Annotated in this window: 23 protein-coding genes and 6 tRNA genes; 11 read left to right on the top strand and 18 right to left on the bottom strand. The window is 62.5% G+C overall.

Going from position 1 to position 20,951, the window contains the following annotated elements:
• Window positions 1-10 precede the first annotated feature (10 nt).
• Window positions 11-763, bottom strand: coding sequence for a YebC/PmpR family DNA-binding transcriptional regulator (locus tag ACN50D_RS04095; RefSeq protein WP_007732951.1), 753 nt, complete (start codon window positions 761-763; stop codon window positions 11-13).
• A gap of 145 nt (window positions 764-908) precedes the next feature.
• On the opposite strand from ACN50D_RS04095, the gene ACN50D_RS04090 reads away from it, so the two are divergent.
• Window positions 909-1,265 carry a GntR family transcriptional regulator gene (locus ACN50D_RS04090; RefSeq protein ID WP_003943322.1) on the top strand — a complete coding sequence of 119 codons (357 nt, stop codon included), beginning with the start codon at window positions 909-911 and terminating at the stop codon, window positions 1,263-1,265.
• Window positions 1,262-2,182 carry a hypothetical protein gene (locus tag ACN50D_RS04085; protein ID WP_211920231.1) on the top strand — a complete coding sequence of 307 codons (921 nt, stop codon included), beginning with the start codon at window positions 1,262-1,264 and terminating at the stop codon, window positions 2,180-2,182. Before ACN50D_RS04090 ends, ACN50D_RS04085 begins: the two co-directional genes overlap by 4 nt.
• A 13-nt stretch (window positions 2,183-2,195) precedes the next feature.
• Here ACN50D_RS04085 and ACN50D_RS04080 read toward each other — a convergent pair whose 3' ends face one another.
• Window positions 2,196-2,897, bottom strand: coding sequence for a GAP family protein (locus ACN50D_RS04080; RefSeq protein ID WP_162113563.1), 702 nt, complete (start codon window positions 2,895-2,897; stop codon window positions 2,196-2,198).
• Between the two features lies 1 nt (window position 2,898).
• Window positions 2,899-3,099, bottom strand: a complete 201-nt coding sequence (locus tag ACN50D_RS04075) for a hypothetical protein (protein ID WP_003943331.1) — start codon at window positions 3,097-3,099, stop codon at window positions 2,899-2,901.
• Between the two features lie 111 nt (window positions 3,100-3,210).
• Here ACN50D_RS04075 and ACN50D_RS04070 point away from each other — a divergent pair, with 111 nt between their 5' ends.
• Window positions 3,211-4,425 (top strand): sensor histidine kinase, encoded by a 1,215-nt coding sequence (locus ACN50D_RS04070; RefSeq protein WP_307850399.1) that lies wholly within the window; start codon window positions 3,211-3,213, stop codon window positions 4,423-4,425.
• The gene (locus ACN50D_RS04065) at window positions 4,371-5,057 is read left to right on the top strand and encodes a response regulator (protein WP_211920233.1); all 687 of its coding nucleotides are present in this window, start codon (window positions 4,371-4,373) and stop codon (window positions 5,055-5,057) included. Before ACN50D_RS04070 ends, ACN50D_RS04065 begins: the two co-directional genes overlap by 55 nt.
• Before the next feature lie 25 nt (window positions 5,058-5,082).
• Here the strand turns inward: ACN50D_RS04065 and pdxT are convergent, their stop codons facing one another.
• The gene (gene pdxT / locus ACN50D_RS04060) at window positions 5,083-5,688 is read right to left on the bottom strand and encodes a pyridoxal 5'-phosphate synthase glutaminase subunit PdxT (RefSeq protein WP_007732937.1); all 606 of its coding nucleotides are present in this window, start codon (window positions 5,686-5,688) and stop codon (window positions 5,083-5,085) included.
• The gene (tesB, locus tag ACN50D_RS04055) at window positions 5,688-6,557 is read right to left on the bottom strand and encodes an acyl-CoA thioesterase II (RefSeq protein ID WP_007732935.1); all 870 of its coding nucleotides are present in this window, start codon (window positions 6,555-6,557) and stop codon (window positions 5,688-5,690) included. The genes pdxT and tesB overlap by 1 nt, the downstream gene beginning before the upstream one ends.
• 79 nt (window positions 6,558-6,636) lie before the next feature.
• Between tesB and ACN50D_RS04050 the strand changes: the two genes are divergently transcribed.
• Window positions 6,637-7,260 carry a hypothetical protein gene (locus tag ACN50D_RS04050; RefSeq protein ID WP_003943324.1) on the top strand — a complete coding sequence of 208 codons (624 nt, stop codon included), beginning with the start codon at window positions 6,637-6,639 and terminating at the stop codon, window positions 7,258-7,260.
• Window positions 7,261-7,295: 35 nt separating this feature from the next.
• Here ACN50D_RS04050 and ACN50D_RS04045 read toward each other — a convergent pair whose 3' ends face one another.
• From ACN50D_RS04045 to ACN50D_RS04035, 3 genes are all read right to left on the bottom strand, one after another.
• Complete coding sequence (locus tag ACN50D_RS04045; protein WP_003943337.1) at window positions 7,296-8,117, bottom strand: acyl-CoA thioesterase; 822 nt, start codon at window positions 8,115-8,117, stop codon at window positions 7,296-7,298.
• Between the two features lie 114 nt (window positions 8,118-8,231).
• Window positions 8,232-9,743 carry an HNH endonuclease signature motif containing protein gene (locus ACN50D_RS04040; protein WP_211920235.1) on the bottom strand — a complete coding sequence of 504 codons (1,512 nt, stop codon included), beginning with the start codon at window positions 9,741-9,743 and terminating at the stop codon, window positions 8,232-8,234.
• Between the two features lie 128 nt (window positions 9,744-9,871).
• The gene (locus ACN50D_RS04035; RefSeq protein WP_064444550.1) at window positions 9,872-10,294 is read right to left on the bottom strand and encodes an NUDIX domain-containing protein; all 423 of its coding nucleotides are present in this window, start codon (window positions 10,292-10,294) and stop codon (window positions 9,872-9,874) included.
• Window positions 10,295-10,456: 162 nt separating this feature from the next.
• On the opposite strand from ACN50D_RS04035, the gene ACN50D_RS04030 reads away from it, so the two are divergent.
• A complete protein-coding gene (locus ACN50D_RS04030) occupies window positions 10,457-10,933 on the top strand; it encodes a RidA family protein (protein ID WP_047269323.1) in 477 nt (158 codons plus the stop codon).
• A 101-nt stretch (window positions 10,934-11,034) separates the two neighbouring features.
• On the opposite strand, the gene pdxS is transcribed toward ACN50D_RS04030, so the two are convergent.
• The 9 genes from pdxS to ACN50D_RS03985 form a co-directional block, all read right to left on the bottom strand.
• Window positions 11,035-11,943, bottom strand: coding sequence for a pyridoxal 5'-phosphate synthase lyase subunit PdxS (pdxS, locus tag ACN50D_RS04025; RefSeq protein WP_003943338.1), 909 nt, complete (start codon window positions 11,941-11,943; stop codon window positions 11,035-11,037).
• Between the two features lie 171 nt (window positions 11,944-12,114).
• Window positions 12,115-13,137: an NUDIX hydrolase gene (locus ACN50D_RS04020; RefSeq protein ID WP_211920237.1), complete on the bottom strand. Its 1,023-nt coding sequence runs from the start codon at window positions 13,135-13,137 to the stop codon at window positions 12,115-12,117.
• Window positions 13,134-14,261 (bottom strand): glycosyltransferase family 4 protein, encoded by a 1,128-nt coding sequence (locus tag ACN50D_RS04015; RefSeq protein WP_211920239.1) that lies wholly within the window; start codon window positions 14,259-14,261, stop codon window positions 13,134-13,136. Before ACN50D_RS04015 ends, ACN50D_RS04020 begins: the two co-directional genes overlap by 4 nt.
• Window positions 14,258-15,160, bottom strand: coding sequence for a phosphatidylinositol mannoside acyltransferase (locus tag ACN50D_RS04010; RefSeq protein WP_030536867.1), 903 nt, complete (start codon window positions 15,158-15,160; stop codon window positions 14,258-14,260). The genes ACN50D_RS04015 and ACN50D_RS04010 overlap by 4 nt, the downstream gene beginning before the upstream one ends.
• Entirely contained in the window at window positions 15,157-15,834 is a 678-nt protein-coding gene (gene pgsA, locus ACN50D_RS04005) for a phosphatidylinositol phosphate synthase (protein WP_307850400.1), read from the bottom strand. The genes ACN50D_RS04010 and pgsA overlap by 4 nt, the downstream gene beginning before the upstream one ends.
• Before the next feature lie 81 nt (window positions 15,835-15,915).
• The gene (locus ACN50D_RS04000; protein WP_003943307.1) at window positions 15,916-16,470 is read right to left on the bottom strand and encodes an HIT family protein; all 555 of its coding nucleotides are present in this window, start codon (window positions 16,468-16,470) and stop codon (window positions 15,916-15,918) included.
• A complete protein-coding gene (gene thrS, locus ACN50D_RS03995; RefSeq protein WP_007732914.1) occupies window positions 16,467-18,524 on the bottom strand; it encodes a threonine--tRNA ligase in 2,058 nt (685 codons plus the stop codon). The genes ACN50D_RS04000 and thrS overlap by 4 nt, the downstream gene beginning before the upstream one ends.
• A 133-nt stretch (window positions 18,525-18,657) precedes the next feature.
• Window positions 18,658-19,110 carry a TIGR02611 family protein gene (locus ACN50D_RS03990; protein WP_030536868.1) on the bottom strand — a complete coding sequence of 151 codons (453 nt, stop codon included), beginning with the start codon at window positions 19,108-19,110 and terminating at the stop codon, window positions 18,658-18,660.
• 187 nt (window positions 19,111-19,297) lie between these two features.
• A tRNA-Val gene (locus tag ACN50D_RS03985) sits at window positions 19,298-19,369 on the bottom strand.
• Between the two features lie 293 nt (window positions 19,370-19,662).
• Between ACN50D_RS03985 and ACN50D_RS03980 the strand changes: the two genes are divergently transcribed.
• The 5 genes from ACN50D_RS03980 (at window position 19,663) to ACN50D_RS03960 (ending at window position 20,166) form a co-directional block, all read left to right on the top strand.
• Window positions 19,663-19,735 (top strand) — tRNA-Gly (locus ACN50D_RS03980).
• Between the two features lie 25 nt (window positions 19,736-19,760).
• Window positions 19,761-19,831: transfer RNA gene (locus ACN50D_RS03975), tRNA-Cys, on the top strand.
• A 1-nt stretch (window position 19,832) separates the two neighbouring features.
• Window positions 19,833-19,907 (top strand) — tRNA-Val (locus ACN50D_RS03970).
• Between the two features lie 92 nt (window positions 19,908-19,999).
• Window positions 20,000-20,075 (top strand) — tRNA-Gly (locus tag ACN50D_RS03965).
• Window positions 20,076-20,091: 16 nt separating this feature from the next.
• Window positions 20,092-20,166: transfer RNA gene (locus ACN50D_RS03960), tRNA-Val, on the top strand.
• 146 nt (window positions 20,167-20,312) lie between these two features.
• Here the strand turns inward: ACN50D_RS03960 and ACN50D_RS03955 are convergent.
• The gene (locus tag ACN50D_RS03955) at window positions 20,313-20,789 is read right to left on the bottom strand and encodes an alpha-isopropylmalate synthase regulatory domain-containing protein (RefSeq protein WP_003942597.1); all 477 of its coding nucleotides are present in this window, start codon (window positions 20,787-20,789) and stop codon (window positions 20,313-20,315) included.
• Between the last annotated feature and the right edge of the window lie 162 nt (window positions 20,790-20,951).

Below are 20,951 nucleotides of genomic sequence, written 5' to 3'. Positions count from 1 at the left end.
TGAAAAGCAATCAGTCTTCGAGAGCCGCGAGAACCTCGTCGGACAGATCGATGTTGGTGTAGACGTTCTGCACGTCGTCAGAATCTTCGAGCGCGTCGACGAGCTTGAAGATCTTGCGTGCGCCGTCGACATCCAAGGGAACCTCGACGGAAGCGCGGAAATCGGCTTCAGCAGAGTCGTAGTCGATGCCGGCTTCCTGAAGTGCCGAACGTACGGCAACCAGATCCTGTGGCTCACTGACGATTTCGAAGGTTTCACCGAGATCGGTGACTTCCTCGGCACCGGCGTCGAGCACAGCCATCAGGACGTCGTCCTCCGACTGGCCGTTCTTCTCGAGCGTGACGACACCCTTGCGAGCAAACAGGTAGGAGACGGAACCCGGGTCAGCGAGGTTGCCACCGTTACGGGTCATCGCGGTGCGAACTTCACCGGCTGCGCGGTTGCGGTTGTCGGTGAGGCACTCGATCAGAACGGCGACGCCGTTGGGTCCGTAGCCCTCGTACATGATGGTCTGCCAGTCTGCGCCGCCCGCTTCTTCACCGGCGCCGCGCTTGCGCGCACGCTCGATGTTGTCATTGGGAACAGACGTCTTCTTTGCCTTCTGGATGGCGTCGTACAAGGTGGGGTTGCCCGTGGGATCGCCACCGCCGGTTCGTGCCGCCACCTCGATGTTCTTGATCAGCTTCGCGAAGGATTTGCCACGACGTGCGTCGATCACAGCCTTCTTGTGCTTGGTGGTGGCCCATTTTGAGTGGCCGCTCATGCGATTCAAGCCCCTTTCCTGCTGCGTTGCGCACGCCGAATGCGCGTCTTTCAGCTCTGCCGATGTTACCCGTCCCACGTCACAACTCGCTGCATCCCCCGACACGAATTAGTCAAACCGCGCATTGTTTGCATAGAATGCAAACATGTTGGTCCGAATAGATCACGCCTCCACAACTCCACTCGCGGAGCAGATTGCAGCCGGGGTTCGTGGCTCGGTCATCCGCGGTGAGATCGGACCAGGTGACCGCCTGCCGTCCGCTCGCGCCCTTGCCGAGTCGATCGACGTCAATCTCCACACGGTTCTTCGTGCGTACGCAACACTCCGCGACGAAGGCCTGATCGACCTCCGACGCGGACGTGGCGCCGTCATTCGCGCCGAATTCGACTCGGGAAGGACAGCTCTCAACGAATCTGCGCGCGAGTTCGTACGGCAAGCCCGAAATCTCGGACTCGACACCGCGCACATGCTCGACCTCATCAAGGAGACCAGCACACAATGACGACCAGCAAGATCCGACTCTGGACAGCAGCTTCGCTGACTCTGCTCCCGACCCTGATCCTGGTTATCGCACGCTTCGCGTGGGGTGACCGCCTACCCGAGACCGTCGCGAGCCATTGGTCCGGATCAAGCCCGGACGGGTTCAGCACCACGACGACCTTTTTCTTCATCGCGCTGGCGATTTCACTGGTGGCAGTCGTTTGCGCGTGTGTCGTCGCGGCCCGTTCGAGCGACAACGCGCCCTTGTTTCTCGCCGTAACCTCGATCTCGAGTGCGACACTGGCGACGATCTGGATTCTGAGCGTCGCCCTGACGATCGACGCCGGGTCGCCGGAAGCCGCGCGTATCGGCTGGTGGATTCTTGCGCCGATCGCGGCGGTACTCGTAGGAGTTCTGGCATACGCGCTGCCTGACCAGCAACGAAGCGGCCCGGAGTCGCCACTGCCGACCCCGACGCTCGACACTCCGCTGACGGCCTCCGAACGTGCAGTGTGGGTCGGGCAGGTCCGCAGCGTCTGGCCGTGGATCGTTACCGCCGGCCTCGTAGTTCTCGTGATCGCGACTGCCGCGTACTCGGATTGGTGGGTTGCCGTGATCCTGGGTGTGTCCACCCTCGCCGTCACAGCATTCGCGTCGGTCACCGTGCGCGTCGACCGTCACGGTGTCGGCATCAGTTCCTGGGGCGTTCAATGGAAGAAGATCCCCATCTCGAAGGTGAAGTCCGCATCAGTCGACGCGATACGTCCGGCCGAATGGGGCGGATGGGGTTACCGAATGACACCGCGCGGAACAGCCGTCACTCTCCGCTCGGGTGAGGCCATCGTGGTCACTCTCGAGAACGGACGACTGTTCGCCGTGACCGTCGATCACCCGGAAGACGGTGTGAAGCTGATCAATTCGTTGGTTCAGGCTGGTTGATTCACGAACAACGTCAATTCACGAACAACACGGCAGCGGCATTGCCGGCGAGGTAGAAGCCGGCAATGCCGAACACCCAACCCATCGCGCTGTCGCCGTGGCGTGAGATGAACGAGTCCACCCCGCTCAGCGGCTTGTCCAGTCGGTCGCCGGCCACGATCCGCCCGCACAACAGAAGCACTGCCGGAGTGGCCATGATCAGGCAGTATCCGGCAAGTATCGACGCAGACGTGACTGCGGACAGCCCAGCAGCGGTGATCATCGCGATCGCCGCCAAGTAGGGCAGCATCGTCACCAACTCGGCGGTCCCGGCAGCAATTGCCAGAAGTACAACACTTCTCGCGGAACTGCCCGAGCCGAGCACCCGCTCTCGCCAAACATGAGTTCGATCGGCCTGACCGGATGTGCGCCTCTTCTCGGAATCGAATCGAAAGCTCCACGCGAACAACGCGATACCGAGTATCAACTGCGCACCGCGGGCGGCGGGGGTGTCGAGCAGCGGGGCGACGACAGGCATACCTGCCCGTGCCGTCGTCCAGACTGCCACCCCGACAACAAAATAGAACGTCGTGATGACCACCAGATACGTCAGCAGCCTGCGAACCTGCGGTCGTCCCGGCATCAACAACATCCAGACCGGGACGACCAATGTTCCGATGCTCGTACTGTCCAGCAGGGCGAGCCCGCCCAGCGTGGTGAGCAGGACGAGTTCCACCTCAGTCGTTTCGGCGCTCGGGTATCGCTGTCTCCCTCGTTCGGACTGCATTCACGATGTCGAAGGCACCGATGATCGCGAGGATCACGCCGAGTGGTCCGCCGCGAAACCAGAAGAACTCGGCGTCACGCGCGAACAGCCACAGACAGCCGCCACCGACGACCAAGAGAATGCCGATCATCAACTCGAAGCGAATTTTCATACGTCGAGCCTGTCTTCTCTATCGAATCCGCACATCAGCCATCGGAACAACGCCGACCTCATCATTTGGTATGACAAGTCAGACGCCCCGATGTGCTCTGATAAGTCTGTGGTGACCAGAAGTCGGAGTGTCGGCAAGTGGAACGATCCGCTCATCGCCTTCGGCCTGTTCGCGATCGGGGTACTCCTCTACCTGGTCGGCCTGTACCAAATGTGGACCGATGTCGGAGGTGTCGCCGACGTTCCCGCCGGGGTACGGATCGGGATGCTGGCTCTGCTGTGTGCGATCGACTCGTTCCGGCGGGTGCGTCCGGCAACAGCTTTGGCGGCGGGGGCCGTCATCGTCGCGGTCGACGCTGCCCTGGGACCCACTCTGCCGATGTGGCTGGTCCTCTCGGATCTCACCTACGCCGCAGTTCTGTACGGGACGGCGCGGCTGGGCCGAGTGGTGTGTTCTCTGACCGCGGTGACGGTTGCCGCGCTCACCGCACTCGTCTACCTGTCCACCCAGGACGTCCGCGCTGCGGCTGGGGCAGGCGTCGTGACCGCTCTGTTCTTCGGTACACCGGTGTGGTGGGCACTGGTCATCCGTCGACAAGTCGAACTGACCGAGGCCGAACGCGAGCGTTCCAGAGTCCACGAAGCACTCGCCGCTCTGGACCGCGAGGCCGCGGTCGCTCACGAACGCGCGACCATGGCGCGCGATCTGCACGACGTGATCGCAAGCCACCTCTCCGCCATCGCCATCCACTCGGAGGCGGCACTGTCCACCTCAGCTCTCTCCGCTGAACGGGGTGAACCCGACGACGGCTTGCGGGAGATGATCGGGGCGATCAGATCGAGCAGTCTTGCGGGCCTTTCCGAGATGCGCTCGATGATCGAACTGCTCCACGCCGGGGACGACGAGACCCCGGACCCGCGTTCCTCTCCCCCGCGGCTGACCGAGTTGCCCGTCGTCCTGGACGCAGTTCGGGCAGCCGGCGCCGCCGTGCACGTTGCGATCGACATCGATACTGCCGACCTGCCGAGCGTGGTCGATCACACGGCGTACCGGATCACCCAGGAGGCGTTGACCAATGCGCTCAAGCATGCGCCTGGTGCACCGATCTCGATGTCGATCTCTCTCCAGCACAATGCATTACAGATCGAGATCCGAAACCCCGTCGGTCGCGACACATCCAGTTTTCGGGCGGGAACGCACGGACTTGCAAACATGCGTCACCGCGCCGAACTGCTGGGCGGTTCACTCGACGCACTTCCGGTCGACGGAGAATGGACGGTACGCGCACAGATACCGGTCCCCGCGCCGAACGGAACGGATCGGTGATCACCGTCGCCCTGGTCGACGACCACGCCGCGATCCGGTCGGGACTCGCGATGATCCTGCGGCAGCACGACGACATCGATGTCGTCGCAGAAGCGGGAGACGGAGCGTCGGCGATCACCGTCACACGCACGCATCAACCCGACGTCGTGCTGATGGACATCCGGATGCCAGGCACCGACGGCATCGAAGCGACACGTCAGATCGTCGGAACGACCCGAAGCCACGTATTGGTGTTGACCACCTTCGATCTCGACGAATACGTCTTCGCGGCCCTGCGCGCCGGTGCGTCGGGATTCCTGCTCAAGACTGCGACAGCGGACGAACTGACCCGCGCTATCCGCAATGTCGCGGCCGGAGATGCAGTGCTCGCTCCTCGCGCGGCGCGTGTCCTGATCGGCGAGTTCGTTCAGCGTGCACCCAAACCCACCGAACCGCTGGGATTGAGCGAGCTCACCGATCGTGAACGCGAGGTGCTCGCGCTGTTGGGGACGGGTCTGTCCAATGCCGAACTGTCGCGTGAACTCGGTGTCGGTGCTCCGACGGTGAAGTCGCATGTGTCGCGAGTTCTGTCGAAGTTGCACCTCACCTCACGCGTCCAGGCGGCGATCCTTGCCCGCGAACTGGAGCTGTAGGTTCGGCCGAGGCTGACTACTCCAGTTATCCGCGAACCAGATCGACGAACATCTCGTGCACTCGACGGTCACCGGTTACCTCGGGATGGAAAGAAGTGGCGATCACCGAGCCCTGCCGAACCGCGACGATCCGGCCCGCAGCCTCCCCCGCGGCGGCGGGAACCTGCGCAAGGACCTCAACGCCCGGCCCAACTCGCTCCACCCACGGCGCGCGGATGAAGACAGCGCGAATGGGATCACCGATGATGCCCTCGAACTCCAGGTCGGACTCGAAAGAATCGACCTGCCGACCGAAAGCGTTGCGGCGCACCGTCATGTCGATGGCGCCGAGATGCTCGGCGTCCGGCCGGGTGTCTAGTACCTCGCTGGCGAGCAGAATCATGCCCGCACACGATCCGTAAGCCGGCAGCCCGCCGCGGAGTCGCTCACGAAGCGGTTCCAGCAGCTCGAATACCTGCAGAAGCCGGCTCATCGTGGTGGATTCGCCACCGGGGATCACGATGCCGTCGACCTTGTCGAGTTCCTCCGGGCGCCGGATACCCACCGCATCCGCTCCCGAATCATCTAGTGCGGCAAGGTGTTCGCGAACATCACCTTGGAGGGCGAGTACACCGATCAACGGACGCGTCATCACACAGTTCCTGTCTTGTTCTCACGGCTGTTCTTGCTCTCATGGCTGTCGGGTTCGCGTTCGAGACGCGTCAAACCCTCCTGAACCACCGCTGCCACCATGTTGCCATCGCGATCGTAGATACGCCCCTGAGTGAGCGCGCGACCAAAACCTGCCGACGGCGACGTCTGGTCGTAGAGCAACCACTCGTCGGCCCGGAACGGACGCAGGAACCACATCGCGTGATCGAGCGAAGCAGTCTGCGTCTTCACGCCGCGGTGCGGGACTTTGGAAGTTCCGAGCAGGGTCATGTCACTGAGGTACGCGAGGGTGCAGATGTGCAGCAGCGGACGATCCGGCAGAGCCTCGCGGTAGCGCATCCACACGCGTTGTTGCGCGGCGAGATCCGGCGCTGACGCGCTCTGCTCAGCGGGCACAATTCTGATGTCCCAGTTCTTCCACTCCTGATAGAACTGCGATTCAGCCAACTTCGGAACGGTCTGCGCATCCGGCAAGTCCTCCGGCGCCGGAACGGAGGGCATCCGGTCCTGGTGCTCGATACCTTCGTCGTCGACGTGGAACGAGGCCGACATCGTGAAGATCGTCTTGCCGTCCTGAACTGCATTCACCCGGCGGGTGCAGAACGAGCGCCCGTCGCGGATGCGGTCCACCAGGTAGACCGTCGGAATCTTCGGATTGCCCGGGCGCAGGAAATATCCGTGCAACGAGTGCACGTGGTAGCTCTCGTCAACGGTGCTCACGGCAGAAACCAACGACTGCCCGGCAACCTGCCCGCCGAACGTCCGTTGAAGTGCGGTGGGATGGACCGCACCACGGAAGATGTCCTTCTCCAGGTGTTCGAGCGCGAGGATCTCCTCGATACCAACCATGAGTCCTCCGAAAACATAGACCGCCGCACTGGGCGCGATGACGGTTCACAATATCGCCTCGGCGAGCGGGCACGGCACCATGGTGGGCGTGAGTACATTCATCCCGTCCAGTCCCCTCGCCTTGGCCGAGCAGATTGCAACGCTGAGCGGATCGTTTCCGTCGGTGGCGGTAGTAGCGATCGACGGACCTGATTGTGCACAGCCGTCTCGGCTCGCGGAACTGGTCGGCACCGCCGTCGAGTCGCGCAACAGGCCGAGTGCTGTTGTGTCACTGCACGACTACGTGCGGCCGGCTTCGCTGCGATACGAGTTCGGCCACGAGGATGCGCTGAGTTACCGCACTATCTGGTTCGACTATCCGGCACTCGATCGTGAAGTGATCACCGCAGCCCGCACAAAACGGGCGTTCTTGCCGAAACTCTGGGACGAACCCACCGATCGATCGGCTCGGTCGACCCGTATCCCCGTCCATGAGCGCGCGGTCATCGTGATCGCCGGTCCGATGTTGCTCGGGCGCGGGCTGGAGTTCGACGTCAGCGTCCGCCTGGACATGAGCGAACCTGCCATGCGGCGGCACACACCGGAGGCAGATCTGTGGACCGTCGAGGCACTCCTCGAACACCGATCAGAAGTGTCCGAGGAGGTCGATTTCGAGGTCAGATACGACCATCCGGCCCGGCCTGCGGTGCGGTCTCGCCAGTGAAGGTCTCACTGCCATTGATCTCACGTCGGCCGACCTCACTTCGGGCGATACAGCCTGGTCAGACCCTCCTGGACGACTGCAGCAACCATATTTCCTCGGCTGTCGAAGATTCGTCCCTGCGTCAGGGCGCGACCGAAGCCCGCTGACGGCGACGTCTGGTCGTACAACAGCCACTCGTCGGCGCGGAACGGCCGCAGGAACCACATGGCGTGATCGAGCGAAGCGCTTTGCATGGCGACGTCCATGTGGGGGCCGCGGGAAGATCCGAGCAGCGTCATGTCGCTCATGTAGGCAAGCGTGCACACGTGAAATACCGGGTCGTCCGGGAGTGCCTCGCGGGAACGGAACCACACTTGCTGCTGCGCGGCAGCGCCCGGACGTTTGTCGATGTCGGCCTTCGGCACCATTCGAAGGTCCCAATCGGACCACTCACGCGCCAGCCACGCAGTCTCGGGATCCTCCGAATCCTGGGCGATGGCCAAGGTCTCGGGGTCAGGAACGGGTGGCATCTCATCCTGGTGCTCGATGCCTTCGTCTTGGACGTGGAAGGACGCCGACATCGTGAAAATGGCTTGCCCGTCTTGAATTCCGGTGACCAAGCGGGTCGCGAACGATCGACCGTCCCGAACACGATCAACCAGAAAAACCGTCGGCTCCATCGGATTTCCCGGACGCAGGAAATATCCGTGCAACGAATGAACCGAGTAGGCCGGATCGACCGTGCGTACCGCCGACACCAATGCCTGTCCGGCGACCTGGCCGCCGAAAGTGCGGGTCAGGGTGGTCTCCGCGATGATTCCTCGAAAGATGTCCCGCTCGAGGCGTTCCAACTCCAGAATTTCTTCGATCCTCGCCATCGATGCTCCACATCTTCCCGTGTACCGACGTCTACCGACCTTCACACAATGCCTGACGCACCCCCGGCCACCAAAGTGGGCATCCGAAAACACTGAGCGACGGGGCGCATCGACTCAGAATGGCGGTGGATCGTCTCCGCCGTCGAAGGTCCTCCTCCGGGCCTTCTTCTTCATTCGGAGGTGCATTCGTAACCGCTGCCGCCGGCGTTCACCCCGCACACGAGCGGCTTTGTTTTCCAGACGTGTGCGCCGACGCCGACCACCCTCGGGCAGTACAGGCTCGAGCATTCCCGCCAGCAGACCTGACGGCCTCGTTCGGTAGCAATGTCCGGTCGGCGAGGTCAGCATGACACTCCGGTCCGGGTTCGAGATATGCAACCACTGACCGGAATGCTTGAGGCGGTGATGGTTTCGACAATACGCACTCAGATTCGACGCCACGGTCTTTCCACCACAAGTGGGATCGCGATGATCAAAGGGCTCAGTGTGATCAAGATCTGAATTCCATGCAGCGACATCGCAGTGCAACCACTGGCAGCTTCCTGCGATCACCCGCACCCAGGTGTCGAGGACAGCGCCGGGGCGGTAGACCGACGCCGAAGGAACAACGGGCGGAGGTACTGGCTCGCCCTCACCGGAAGACTCGAGCGCGGCATCGGCTGGTACCTTCACCTTCCGAATCAGCGCACCCGCGGCGATGTCACGCGCATGCTCTGCACTGATCACTCCATAACCGTCGAGGTGAGCGGGTTCGTCTGCACCTGGTGCGTCACCGCCCTGAAGCGTTGATTCCAGCATGACCACGTGAACCAACGGCCGACGCACCACCACAATCCCGCTTCGATCTTGTGGGCACTCGTCCCGGCCGCAATCGCACGGCAGAATCGTCGACCCGGATACCAACGCTCCCAATGCGTCAGCTCGTCGTTGCTCGTACTTACGGGAATCGTGTCGACACACCGACATTGCCAACTCCCGCAACCGACGCTCGAAAGCCCGTGCTTCCTCCGCCGGAATACTCCCCAATATCCGCGCCATTCCGTCCTCGGCAGCGCTCACACCCACGAACCGATCAGCCAGGGCGCGGCGTCGACGTTCGCGTATCCCCTCGGGATCCACCACGGCGACGATCCGGTCGATAGCCGCTGTCAATCGGCGACCCGTCAAGCCGGTACCGCCAGGCATCGGTGGCGCCGAGATCTTCTCGAGGAGTTGCCGTTCCACCTCGTCGATCAAATCGTCGGCTACGTTGGCCGTAGCGGAGTCGATCAATCCGACTCGATACAGATCCAGTTCTCCGCGCGCCATGGCGGCACGCGTGCGATGGAGGCGAGTCTTGAGAGAAAAGCCGAGACCGATCAACTTTCCCGCTGCGGCACGGCCCATGGTCAATGCCGCGCCGAGCTCGGCCTCAGCCAGTTCGTGAGCGGTAGACGACCAAGCACCGTTATCAGTGTGGTCAGCGCTGCGACGCTCGAAAAACTCGGCAATGGCAGCCAGTTTCCGTTCCACGAGCATCGATTCGCGCGCATGCAGATCGGCGATGAGATCGATGAGGGCGCAGTCGGATTCAGCACCGGACAGCTGCGCTGCGGTATCCGAACTTCCTACTCCGTCATCGAACATTCCTCAACATTATTCGAATATACGTTCGATATCCATGATTTCCAGGAATCAGTCCGAACAATCCTGATTGACCGAAAATTGTTGCGGAGCAACCTTTGCGGCCACTCGTGTTCCGGCAACGGATTCCCCTACTGAACCAGGGCGTTGATAATGCGGGCAGCTTCGGCCGGGTAGATAGGGCGGTCGGACCCACCACTCAATACCCAGTGGACTGGACTACCTTCGTCTAGGACTCGGAGTTGCACGTCGAGCGGAAACGCATCGATGTCAGCCGAGTCGACTCCAAAGACATGGACAATCTCATGCCCAGGTCGCCCCTCGAACTCGAAGATGTTCTCTACGACCTCGAGCAACTCGACGCTTCCCAACGTGACGCCGAGTTCCTCCGCGAACTCGCGCCGCAGCGCTGCCTCGGCCGTCTCACCGAACTCGATACCGCCACCGATCAATCGATGAAAGTTCTCCCCCGTGACAGAGTCCGTGCCGTCGATTATGAGTATGTGACCGGAACGGACAGGTATCCCCAGTGAGATGTTACGAATTGACGACATACGACACAGTTTAGGTGGCCAACTCGAACACCATTTTGAATCCGACGACGGCGAATATCACCAAAAGTGATGGGGTGGGCGCAAATACGACTTGGACTTGCCGAGACTCCCGATGACAGACTCGAACACCATTCCCGGACAAAAGAACCCATTGAGGAACCGATGAACGACGCAAGTACCTGGACCGCACGACTCGCAGCACTCGACCTGACCCTCCCGCCGGTCGCTACCCCGGCAGGCTCCTACCTCCCCGCTGTTCAGACGGGGGCATACGTCTACACGTCGGGACAATTGCCGCTCGTCGACGGCACTACGACGTGCATCGGCAAGTTGGGCGAAGGTGTCTCCGTCGAAGACGCCGCCCAGGCGGCGCGGTTGTGCACACTCAACGGACTCGCGGCCGTCGATGCCTTGGTCGGGCTCGATCGCATCGTTCGCGTCGTCAAGGTTGTTGGATTTGTTGCTTCCGGATCCGGATTCTCGCAGCAACCCCAGGTGATCAACGGCGCCTCCGACCTGCTGGCCGAGATCTTCGGCACGGCAGGACAACACGCACGCTCCGCGATCGGCGTCGCCGAACTACCCCGAAACAGTGCCGTCGAGGTCGAGTTCGTGTTCGAGGTATCGGACAGCATCTGATCGGTCTGCCACACCCCGAAGGGGCGGCGGTTGCCAACGCAACCGCCGCCCCTTCGTCTGTGAGGACTTTCAGGCACTGAGCCCGGTCGTCGAACCTGCTGTCACCAACCGCGCTCTGCGAGGCGGTGTCCGACGGGCAGGTCGTCGACGTTGATACCGACCATTGCCTCGCCGAGTCCGCGCGAGACCTTGGCGAGCACGTCCGGGTCGTCGTAGAACGTGGTGGCCTTGACGATGGCCTCGGCGCGCTGCTTCGGGTTGCCGGACTTGAAGATGCCCGATCCGACGAACACGCCCTCGGCGCCGAGCTGCATCATCATGGCAGCGTCTGCCGGGGTGGCGATGCCGCCGGCGGTGAACATGGTGACAGGCAGCTTGCCGGCCTTGGCGACCTCGACGACCAGTTCGTACGGGGCCTGCAGTTCCTTGGCGGCTACGTACAGTTCGTCCTCGCTCAGCGAGGTCAACCGGCGGATCTCGCCGCGGATGGTGCGCATATGGGTGGTGGCGTTGGAGACGTCTCCGGTGCCTGCTTCACCCTTCGAGCGGATCATGGCCGCGCCTTCGTTGATGCGACGGAGCGCTTCGCCGAGGTTGGTGGCGCCACAGACGAAGGGAGCGGTGAACTTCCACTTGTCGATGTGGTTGGCGTAGTCGGCCGGGGTCAGGACCTCGGACTCGTCGATGTAGTCGACGCCGAGGCTCTGCAGGATCTGCGCTTCGACGAAGTGACCGATGCGTGCCTTGGCCATGACGGGGATGCTCACGGTGGAGATGATGCTGTCGATCATGTCCGGGTCGCTCATGCGCGAGACGCCGCCCTGTGCGCGAATGTCTGCGGGGACCCGCTCGAGTGCCATGACGGCGACGGCGCCTGCGTCTTCGGCGATCTTGGCCTGCTCAGCGGTGACCACGTCCATGATCACACCGCCCTTGAGCATTTCAGCCATGCCGCGCTTGACGCGGGCGGTGCCGATGGCGGTGGTGGGGGCAGAGTCGGGGGTGCTCACAGCAAACTCCTGCAGTAGTGGCGTGACAAAAGAAACGAGGCACGGCGAACACACGAGTTCATTCGCTCGGAGGCCTCTGGCCAGAACTCTAGGACTAACCGGCCTTCGATTCCGTATCCAATTTGCCATTGCTGGCCTTAGACTGCCCGCGAGCACTGAACGACCGAAAGATCAGCGGATGGAACGCACTTCCGGATCCTCGGTACCGTCCGCGATCGTCGCCGCTTCCACCAGGAGGTTTGCCAGATCCAACGGGTAGACCGGCTCACCGGACTTGGCCAATTGGCGGATCTCGTCGGCGCTGCACCAGCGATGGCCGGTGATGGCACGCTGCTCCAATTCGGTGTGGCCTTGGAAGACCGGCTCGAAGCCGTGAGTGCGCGTAGCGAAGAACAGCTCTTCCGAACGGATCAGCTCACCGTCGAACGGGAAAATCGCCACACGCCGCCAGAGCGGACCTCGCAGATTCTCCGGAGCCACGACGAATCCGGTCTCCTCCTCGATCTCACGAACGCCAGCCGCCCGTAGGTGTTCGCCCCGTTCGAGCCCTCCGCCGACGGTGAACCAGAAGTAAGTGTTCGGGATCTTGGGATCGTGGCCGCGCAACAGCAGCACCCGATCGTCCTCGTCCAGCATCACCACGCGGGCAGAGGTCCGTGACGTATCCACGGTGATGCCCTCGGGCACCGCCGCCGCGGTCGTGCGCTCCGATATCTCGAAGTACTGAGGTAGCGGTGCCGTTCCCCCGAGGTGCAGCCAGCGAACAAGTCGACGCGTACGCAACGCGAGAGTGTCGCGCACCGCGTCGTTGTGGAACCGCCGAGCGATCAGGACCCTCGCCTCGGCATCGGCCAACTCGGCCACCAGTTGAGGTCGCAGCGACGTCGTTCCGTAGGCAGCGAGAGCATTGGACAGCCGGTTCTCGGCAAGCTCGCGATCCTGACGATCCGCACGTTCGGCGGCGTCCGCCAAGGTGACGAATCTGCGGGCGTCGTCGGCGCTCATGTCCACAGCCGCCGCGCGGACAACCGCGGCACGACGGGACAGAGCCGCATCGAGCGCCAACCACGACTGATCCGAACGCACATGCAGTCGATCGAGTCGGTTCGCCGTCCCGTACGCCCACAGTCCGACGACCAGGACGACGGCAGCGACGAGCCCGAGAATGAAGATTGTCAGAGCGGAGAAGGTCATGAACCCACCACGCGTACGCCGGTGCCGCCAACCGTGACGGTCTCGTAGACACGCAGGATCTGTTCGGCCACCACCGGCCAGTCGTATTCGGCAACAACACTTGTCGCGGTGTTGACCAGCGCGCGTCGTCGATCCGGGTCACCGAGAACGGAATCGATTGCCTCTGCCAAGGCATCGGAGTTCCCGATGGGGACCAGCAAGCCGGCCTGACCGTCGCGAAGAACACGGCGAAAAGCGTCCAACTCACTGGCCACGACGGCAGTGCCAGCCGCCATGGCCTCGACCAGCACGATCCCGAAGCTCTCACCGCCGAGATTGGGCGCGCAGTAGACGTCCGCACTGCGAAGCGCCGACGCTTTCTCCTCGTCACTGACCTGCCCGAGCAGGCGGAGATGCTTGAAGTACTTGCCCGCCTCTTTGCGGAGTTTCTCCTCGTCGCCGCGTCCGACCACGATCACTTCGAGATCCGGGTGACGCTCGACCAACCCCGGCAGTGCGCCGAGGAGGACGGCCATCCCCTTGCGCGGTTCGTCGTAGCGACCGAGGAACAGAATGGTTCCACCTTCGCGCGGGTAGCCGGGCAACAGATCGGCCTCGGCAAACGCTGCGACATCGACGCCGTTGGGGATCTCGACCGCGTCGGATCCGAGAGACTCGACCTGCCAACGACGCGCCAACTCCGAGACTGCGATCCGGCCGCTGATCTTCTCGAGATACGGAGCCAAGACACCCTGAAACGTGCTCAGCACCAACGACTTCGTGGTCGACGTGTGGAAGGTGGCGACGATCGGGCCTTCCGCGATACGCAACGCGAGCATGGACAGACTCGGCGCATTGGGTTCGTGGATATGTAGAACGTCGAAGTCACCTTCCGCGATGAACTTGCGGAGGCGGTTGTTCGCCGTCGGGCCGAAAGACAACCGCGCAACAGAACCGTTGTAGGGAATCGCGACGGCTTTACCTGCGGAAACCACAAAATCCGGCAACTCGTCGTCATCGGACGACGGCGCAAGCACACTCACTTTGTGACCACGTTCGATCAGCACCTCGGCCAGATCCACCACGTGCGCCTGGACGCCGCCGGGGACGTCGAAGGAGTACGGGCAGATCATGCCGATTTTCATTCACCCTCCATGCGGGCGAGCCGCGATTCGGAAAGGTCCGAGCGCCACAGCGGTTGAAGCATGTGCCAGTCAGCGGGGTGCGCTGCGATGTTGACCGCGAAACGGTCGGCAAGTGCTTGCGTGGCCGGGCCGACTCCGCCGGATACGTCGATCGGCGGGTCGATCTTGAAGCCCCATCCGTCGGGTGTGAACCAGCAGTGGACCGGTAGCAGCGGCGCGCCGGTGTCGATCGCGAGCTTCGCCGGGCCGGCGGGCATGCGAGTGGGTTCTCCGAAGAACGTGACGGGCACACCCTTCTTCGCCAGATCGCGCTCCCCCAACAGGCACACGATCTTGTTCTCACGCAGATGCTTGGAGAGTTCGACGAACGGAGGATGCTCCCCGCCGCTGAGCGGGAAGATCTCGAAGCCGAGACTCTCGCGATAGTCGACGAACCGTTCGTACAGGGATTCGGGCTTGAGCCGCTCGGCAACGGAGGTCAACCCGCCCCACTGCTGAACGCACCACACGCCGGCCATGTCCCAATTACCGCTGTGAGGCAACGCCAATACCGCGCCATGACCTGCCGCCATTGCCTTTTCCAGATGTTCCTGGCCCTCGACCAGCGCATGCAGCGCCTTACCTGTCGCGACCAGGTCCATCGACGGAAGACGAAACGCCTCACGCCAATACCGGGCGTACGAGCGCATCGAATCCTTGATCAACTGATCCGGAACTTGCTCCGGCGTCGTGCCCAGAACTCTAGCGAGGTTCTTCCTGAGTTGTTCGGGTCCGCCCTTGCGTACCGCGAAATCCGCTCCGGCGTCGAACAGCTTGACCGCCACCGATTCCGGCAGGCTTCGCACCAGACGCCAACCCGCGGCGTATCCCAGGTCGGTTGCACGCTCGGCAAAGCTCATTTCTCTGCCTCGCCGTCCGTGTCCGGCGCACCTTCGACCGTCGATGCGACCGGGGCGATCGGCAGAAGTTCCCGAGCGCCAGGGGAATTGCGCACCGCGAGCACTCGCTGGAAGACCGTCACGATGCTTCCGGCGGCAAGTACCCACATCGCGATGTGGATTGCCCACGGAAGACCCATACCCGTCAGGCCGGATCCGACCAACACGATGATCAGTCGGTCCGGGCGCTCGATCCACCCGCCGTCCGCAGTCAGCCCGCTCGCCTCCGCACGCGCCTTCGCGTACGAGATGACCTGCGAGGTGACGAGGCAGATGAGCGTCGCGACGAGCAGCCACTTGCTGTTCTCGTGGTAAACCGCCCACCAGGCCAGGCCGGCAAAAATCGCGCCGTCGGCGACGCGGTCGCAGGTCGCGTCCAGTACCGCCCCGTACCGCGTTCCGCCGCCGCGAGCACGAGCCATTGCGCCGTCGAGCATGTCGAACATGACGAAGAACCAGATGAACATGGTTCCCCAGAACAGATGTCCGGACGGAAACAGCGTCACCGCACCGGCGACGCTTGCCACCGTGCCGATCACCGTCACCGAGTCCGGCGTCAGACCGGTCTTGACCAGCGCCTTCCCCATAGGTGCCGTCACCTTGGACACCGATGCGCGCCCGAAGAAGCTCAACACCGCAGGAACCCTCCCCGTCGTGAGTTCCGGTTCGGAACTCGTTGCAGCAATGCATCCTGCCATGAAGCCGGATGCGTCAACCTATTGTTGCCAGGCACCGGCGAGTAGTCCCCTGGTCTCCCGCAGCAATTGCGGCATCACCTTTACCCCACCGAGCACGGTGATGAAGTTGGCGTCGCCGCCCCAACGTGGCACTACGTGTTGGTGAAGGTGCTCGGACAGCGAACCGCCCGCAGCGGCACCGAGATTCAGGCCGACGTTGAATCCGTGAGGATTCGACACGCTCTTGATCACCCGCAACGCCTGCTGGGTGAACGCCATCAACTCGGCGCTCTCCTCCGGCGTCAGGTCTTCGAGTGCCGCGACCTTGCGGTACGGAACCACCATCAGGTGCCCCGGGTTGTACGGATACAGGTTCAGAACCGCATAGACATGCTCACCGCGGGCAACGATCAGTCCTTCTTCGTCCGACATCTTCGGAATGTCGATGAACGGTTCACCCGTCGTGCCCGGGGTGTTGGGCGCCTCGGTGATGTACGACATCCGATGCGGCGACCAAATGCGCTGCAAATGATCAGGATCGCCGACGCCGTGGTCGATCAGCGAACCCGGACCGTCGTCACCGGGGGCGCTCACTGCGCCACGCTTGGCTGCACCAGTTCGGCTGTCGGCGAGGCGTTCTCGCGGCGGCCGATCCACTCGGTGATGATCCGGACGGCGTCGTCGACGGGAATGCCGTTGATCTGCGTGCCGTCACGGAAACGGAAGCTGACCGCGCCGGCCTCCACGTCACGCTCGCCCGCGAGGAGCATGAACGGGACCTTCTGCGTGGTGTGGTTACGGATCTTCTTCTGCATACGGTCGTCACTGAAGTCGACCTCGGCGCGCACACCGGCAGCCTTGAGCTTCTTCGTGACGTCGAACAGGTGATCGGCGAACGCCTCGGCCACCGGGATTCCGACAACCTGCACCGGTGCCAGCCACGCTGGGAAAGCGCCGGCGTAGTGCTCGGTCAGCACACCGAAGAACCGTTCGATCGAGCCGAACAGCGCGCGGTGGATCATGACCGGACGAGTCTTGACGCCGTCGTTGCCGGTGTATTCGAGCTCGAACCGCTCGGGCAGGTTGAAGTCGAGCTGGATGGTCGACATCTGCCAGGTGCGGCCGAGGGCGTCCTTGACCTGAACGGAAATCTTGGGACCGTAGAAGGCGGCTCCGCCCGGATCCGGCACCAGAGTCAGGCCGGAAGCTTCGCCGACCTCGGCGAGCGTTGCGGTCGCCTCTTCCCAGACGTCGTCGCTACCGACGAACTTGTCCGGGTTTTTGGTGGACAGTTCGAGGTAGAAGTCGTCGAGGCCGTAGTCCTTGAGCAGGTTCAGCACGAACTGCAGGGTGGTGGTCAGCTCGTCGCGCATCTGCTCACGGGTGCAGTAGATGTGAGCGTCGTCCTGGGTCATGCCGCGCACGCGGGTCAGGCCGTGGATGACGCCGGACTTCTCGTAGCGGTAGACCGAGCCGAATTCGAAGAGCCGCAACGGCAATTCACGGTACGAGCGTCCGCGAGCACGGAAGATCAGGTTGTGCATCGGGCAGTTCATCGGCTTGAGGTAGTAGTCCTGGCCCGGCTTGCGCACGGTGCCGTCCTCGTTCAGTTCCTCGTCGACGTGCATCGCCGGGAACATGCCGTCGCGGTACCAGTCGAGGTGACCGGAAACCTCGTACAGATGCCCCTTGGTGATGTGCGGAGTGTTGACGAACTCGTAGCCCGCCTCGATGTGGCGGCTGCGCGAGTAGTTCTCCATCTCGGTGCGGATGATGCCGCCCTTGGGATGGAACACCGGCAGACCCGAACCGAGCTCGTCGGGGAAGCTGAAGAGGTCCAGTTCGGTACCGAGCTTGCGGTGATCACGACGCTCGGCCTCGGCGAGCAGTTCGAGGTATTCGTCCTGAGCCTCGGTGGACTCCCACGCAGTGCCGTAGACACGCTGAAGATCGGCGTTGTCCTGGTTGCCACGCCAGTAGGCGGCGGAGCTTCGGGTCAACTTGAAGGCCGGGATGTGCTTGGTGGTCGGAATGTGCGGGCCGCGGCACAGATCGGACCAGATCTTGTCGCCGGTACGAGGATCGAGATTGTCGTAGATGGTCAGCTCGTTGCCGCCCACCTCCATGATCTCGGGATCGTCGATACCGGACTTGTCGTCGATCAATTCGAGCTTGAACGGCTCGTCGGCCAACTCGACCCGAGCGTCCTCGATCGAATCGACCACTCGACGCGAAAAGCGCTGTGATCCCTTGATGATCTGCTTCATACGCTTTTCGAGCTTGGCCAGATCTTCCGGAGTGAACGGGCGGTCCACCGCGAAGTCGTAGTAGAAGCCGTCCTTGATCGGCGGACCGATGCCGAGCTTCGCGTCGGGGAATTCTTTCTGAACCGCCTGCGCGAGGACGTGGGCCGCGGAGTGCCGGATGACGCTGCGGCCGTCCTCGGTGGATGCTGCCACCGGCTCGACGTCGACATCGACCTCAGGTGTCCACGACAGATCCTTGAGCGTTCCCTCGCCATCGCGGACAACGACGATCACGTCGGGCCCCTTCGTGGGGTATCCGGCTTCGCGCACTGCAGTCCCGGCGGTCGTCCCCGCGGGCACCCGAAGTGGGGCGGCTGAGTGCTCTGGCGCGGGACTGGTCACGGCGATGTGCTCCTAAAGGTATTGCGACAAGTTAGACAGGCGTCGTACCCACTGCGAGCACGCGCACGATCATGTTATCGGCCCTACCGACATGGTGAGACAACCGAGTGAAGGAAACCGGGCCGCGTTCAACTCACAGCGGCGACTCGAGCCACGAGTAGTCCAGGCCCACCCATGTCCCGATCAGGCCGAAAGTGCCGAGCACCCACAAAGTCGCCAGGACGATCACTGTGGTGAACAGAACGCCCAACCCTTTGACGAACAGCGACTGCTTGCCGAACCATTCCATGAACCGGTCGTATCGAGCCTTCGCGAAATGAAGGAGTCGATGTGCCCACGCGAACTCCGACGCCAGGATGCCGAGGCCGGCGAAAACGATGAGCCAACCGGGCCCGGGGTACGGAATAGCCACGATGCCGGCGGCGAACACGATCGTGCCCACGACTCCGACGCCGATGCGGTACGCAAGATTGAGGGTGGGCCGCGCGGCGATTCCCGCGCGCCACCGCTCCCAGCGGGACTCTGCGTCCTGGAAGACGGACAGGTCTGAATCGTCGACGGAAGAATCGACCTTTTCGGTACTCAAAGCAGTCACCTTTTCGGTCGCGAAATGTCTCTTCGACCAGGCTACCGAAATCGTCGCCCGGCGACCTGCGACGACGGTCTGCATGCCGAAACGACCGTGCCCTCGAACAGCTGTGCTCTCAAACAGCTGTGCTCTCAAACGACTGAAGGCGTCCCCGATGATCGGGAACGCCTTCAGTGTTTTTCTGTGGTCCCGGCTGGGATCGAACCAGCGACCTTCCGCGTGTGAAGCGGACGCTCTCCCACTGAGCCACGGGACCGTAAGTCATACGAACGCATGCGCTCGAACGAGTTGGAACATTAACACGGCTGCGCGATGAATACGAATCACCAGGTTGGCATTCGTTTTGCTCCAGGCCGCCCCGAAATCTACGAATTCGAACTGATTTCAGACCGTATTCATCGCCCAGACGGACAGTTGCAACGCGCGCGACGGGCCGATTCGACTCCGAACACGCCACTGAGCTGGTGATTTGTGTGTATCCGACACGGTCGGCTAATGTTTCCAACGCACCGAGGAGAGCGAGCAGCTCCCCAAGCAACACGGTGCGATGCGGACGTGGCGCAGCTGGTAGCGCACAACCTTGCCAAGGTTGGGGTCGCGGGTTCGAATCCCGTCGTCCGCTCGAGAGGTGTGACTCAACCTTTTACGGTGGAGTGGCCGAGTGGTGAGGCAACGGCCTGCAAAGCCGTGCACACGGGTTCGATTCCCGTCTCCACCTCGCGCGATTAGCTCAGCGGGAGAGCGCTTCCCTGACACGGAAGAGGTCACTGGTTCAATCCCAGTATCGCGCACCACGTCAGACCCTAGGGCCTGATGGTCAAGACCTGCTTGCAGGTCTGATAAGTTAGAAAAGTACTGAGTTCCGGTAACGGAGTTCATTGCTCATGCGGACGTGGCGCAGCTGGTAGCGCACAACCTTGCCAAGGTTGGGGTCGCGGGTTCGAATCCCGTCGTCCGCTCCATTTTTCTCCAGAACCCGCGCGATTAGCTCAGCGGGAGAGCGCTTCCCTGACACGGAAGAGGTCACTGGTTCAATCCCAGTATCGCGCACCATTTGAGAATGCAAAAAGCCGGAACCTCAGGGTTCCGGCTTTTTGCGTTCGAGCGCCGAACACACGGGCCGCAGTACTGACGCAAGCCCCCTCGGGCATCCACGTCAGTACTGCGGTTGATGTAGCTGATCAGATTGTTGTAACTGCTCAGTGAGAGAAGCGGTTCGCTGCCGAAGTCATCGCGCGCAGCGAGGACTCCGTCGACGACTCCGCAATACCCATCGCCCAGCTCCGACGGCCGTCGCACTCGGTGAAGATGAACGTCGCAGTGCGGTGGCCGATCTGGTGCTGATGGAAAGACAGGATCTCGAGCGAGATTCCCGCGTCGTGCAGCATCGACGTCATGGCCGAGATCGCGCCGGTCGAGGTGGCGGACGCTTTCTGGATACGCTCCCCCAGACCGAGAGTCGCTTCGAAGGTCCAACGACCCGGCGCAATCTTCTCGGAGGACCACGCACCCAGACGGATCGGGCCGCTCATAGCCGCATACGTGGACTCGAACTCGGTCCACGACATCGCTGAGCATTCGGCACGCAAGCCGGCGGGCAGAGATTTGCCGTGACGCGCCGCGAAGGGATCAGCAGCAGAAGAAGAATCAGAAGCGAAAGCGAAGTTGTAAGTCATGATCGTGGTCTTCCTGGAATGAAGTGGAGGACCAACTGGTAGCAAGACAACCCGCAGCGAGGGGTCGGTCCGATTCAGACCCCGCTACGGCGGCTTACTACGAGAATTCGCTTCATGAGAGACGAGGCTAGGCGGCCCGGTTCGAGAATGCAACCCAGACCG

Source organism: Rhodococcus sp. SB1D, from assembly GCF_048573875.1.
Lineage (GTDB): Bacteria > Actinomycetota > Actinomycetes > Mycobacteriales > Mycobacteriaceae > Rhodococcus_F > Rhodococcus_F qingshengii.
This window is presented reverse-complemented; position numbering and strand designations above follow the sequence as displayed.

Bases quoted from the DNA above. Each gene is read 5' to 3' on its own strand.
- ACN50D_RS04095 (WP_007732951.1), bottom strand. From the start codon at position 763: ATGAGCGGCCACTCAAAATGGGCCACCACCAAGCACAAGAAGGCTGTG.
- ACN50D_RS04090 (WP_003943322.1), top strand. From the start codon at position 909: ATGTTGGTCCGAATAGATCACGCCTCCACAACTCCACTCGCGGAGCAG.
- ACN50D_RS04085 (WP_211920231.1), top strand. From the start codon at position 1,262: ATGACGACCAGCAAGATCCGACTCTGGACAGCAGCTTCGCTGACTCTG.
- ACN50D_RS04075 (WP_003943331.1), bottom strand. From the start codon at position 3,099: ATGAAAATTCGCTTCGAGTTGATGATCGGCATTCTCTTGGTCGTCGGT.
- ACN50D_RS04065 (WP_211920233.1), top strand. From the start codon at position 4,371: ATGGACGGTACGCGCACAGATACCGGTCCCCGCGCCGAACGGAACGGA.
- pdxT (WP_007732937.1), bottom strand. From the start codon at position 5,688: ATGACGCGTCCGTTGATCGGTGTACTCGCCCTCCAAGGTGATGTTCGC.
- tesB (WP_007732935.1), bottom strand. From the start codon at position 6,557: ATGGTTGGTATCGAGGAGATCCTCGCGCTCGAACACCTGGAGAAGGAC.
- ACN50D_RS04050 (WP_003943324.1), top strand. From the start codon at position 6,637: ATGGTGGGCGTGAGTACATTCATCCCGTCCAGTCCCCTCGCCTTGGCC.
- ACN50D_RS04045 (WP_003943337.1), bottom strand. From the start codon at position 8,117: ATGGCGAGGATCGAAGAAATTCTGGAGTTGGAACGCCTCGAGCGGGAC.
- ACN50D_RS04040 (WP_211920235.1), bottom strand. From the start codon at position 9,743: ATGTTCGATGACGGAGTAGGAAGTTCGGATACCGCAGCGCAGCTGTCC.
- ACN50D_RS04035 (WP_064444550.1), bottom strand. From the start codon at position 10,294: ATGTCGTCAATTCGTAACATCTCACTGGGGATACCTGTCCGTTCCGGT.
- ACN50D_RS04030 (WP_047269323.1), top strand. From the start codon at position 10,457: ATGAACGACGCAAGTACCTGGACCGCACGACTCGCAGCACTCGACCTG.
- ACN50D_RS04020 (WP_211920237.1), bottom strand. From the start codon at position 13,137: ATGACCTTCTCCGCTCTGACAATCTTCATTCTCGGGCTCGTCGCTGCC.
- ACN50D_RS04015 (WP_211920239.1), bottom strand. From the start codon at position 14,261: ATGAAAATCGGCATGATCTGCCCGTACTCCTTCGACGTCCCCGGCGGC.
- ACN50D_RS04010 (WP_030536867.1), bottom strand. From the start codon at position 15,160: ATGAGCTTTGCCGAGCGTGCAACCGACCTGGGATACGCCGCGGGTTGG.
- ACN50D_RS03955 (WP_003942597.1), bottom strand. From the start codon at position 20,789: ATGACTTACAACTTCGCTTTCGCTTCTGATTCTTCTTCTGCTGCTGAT.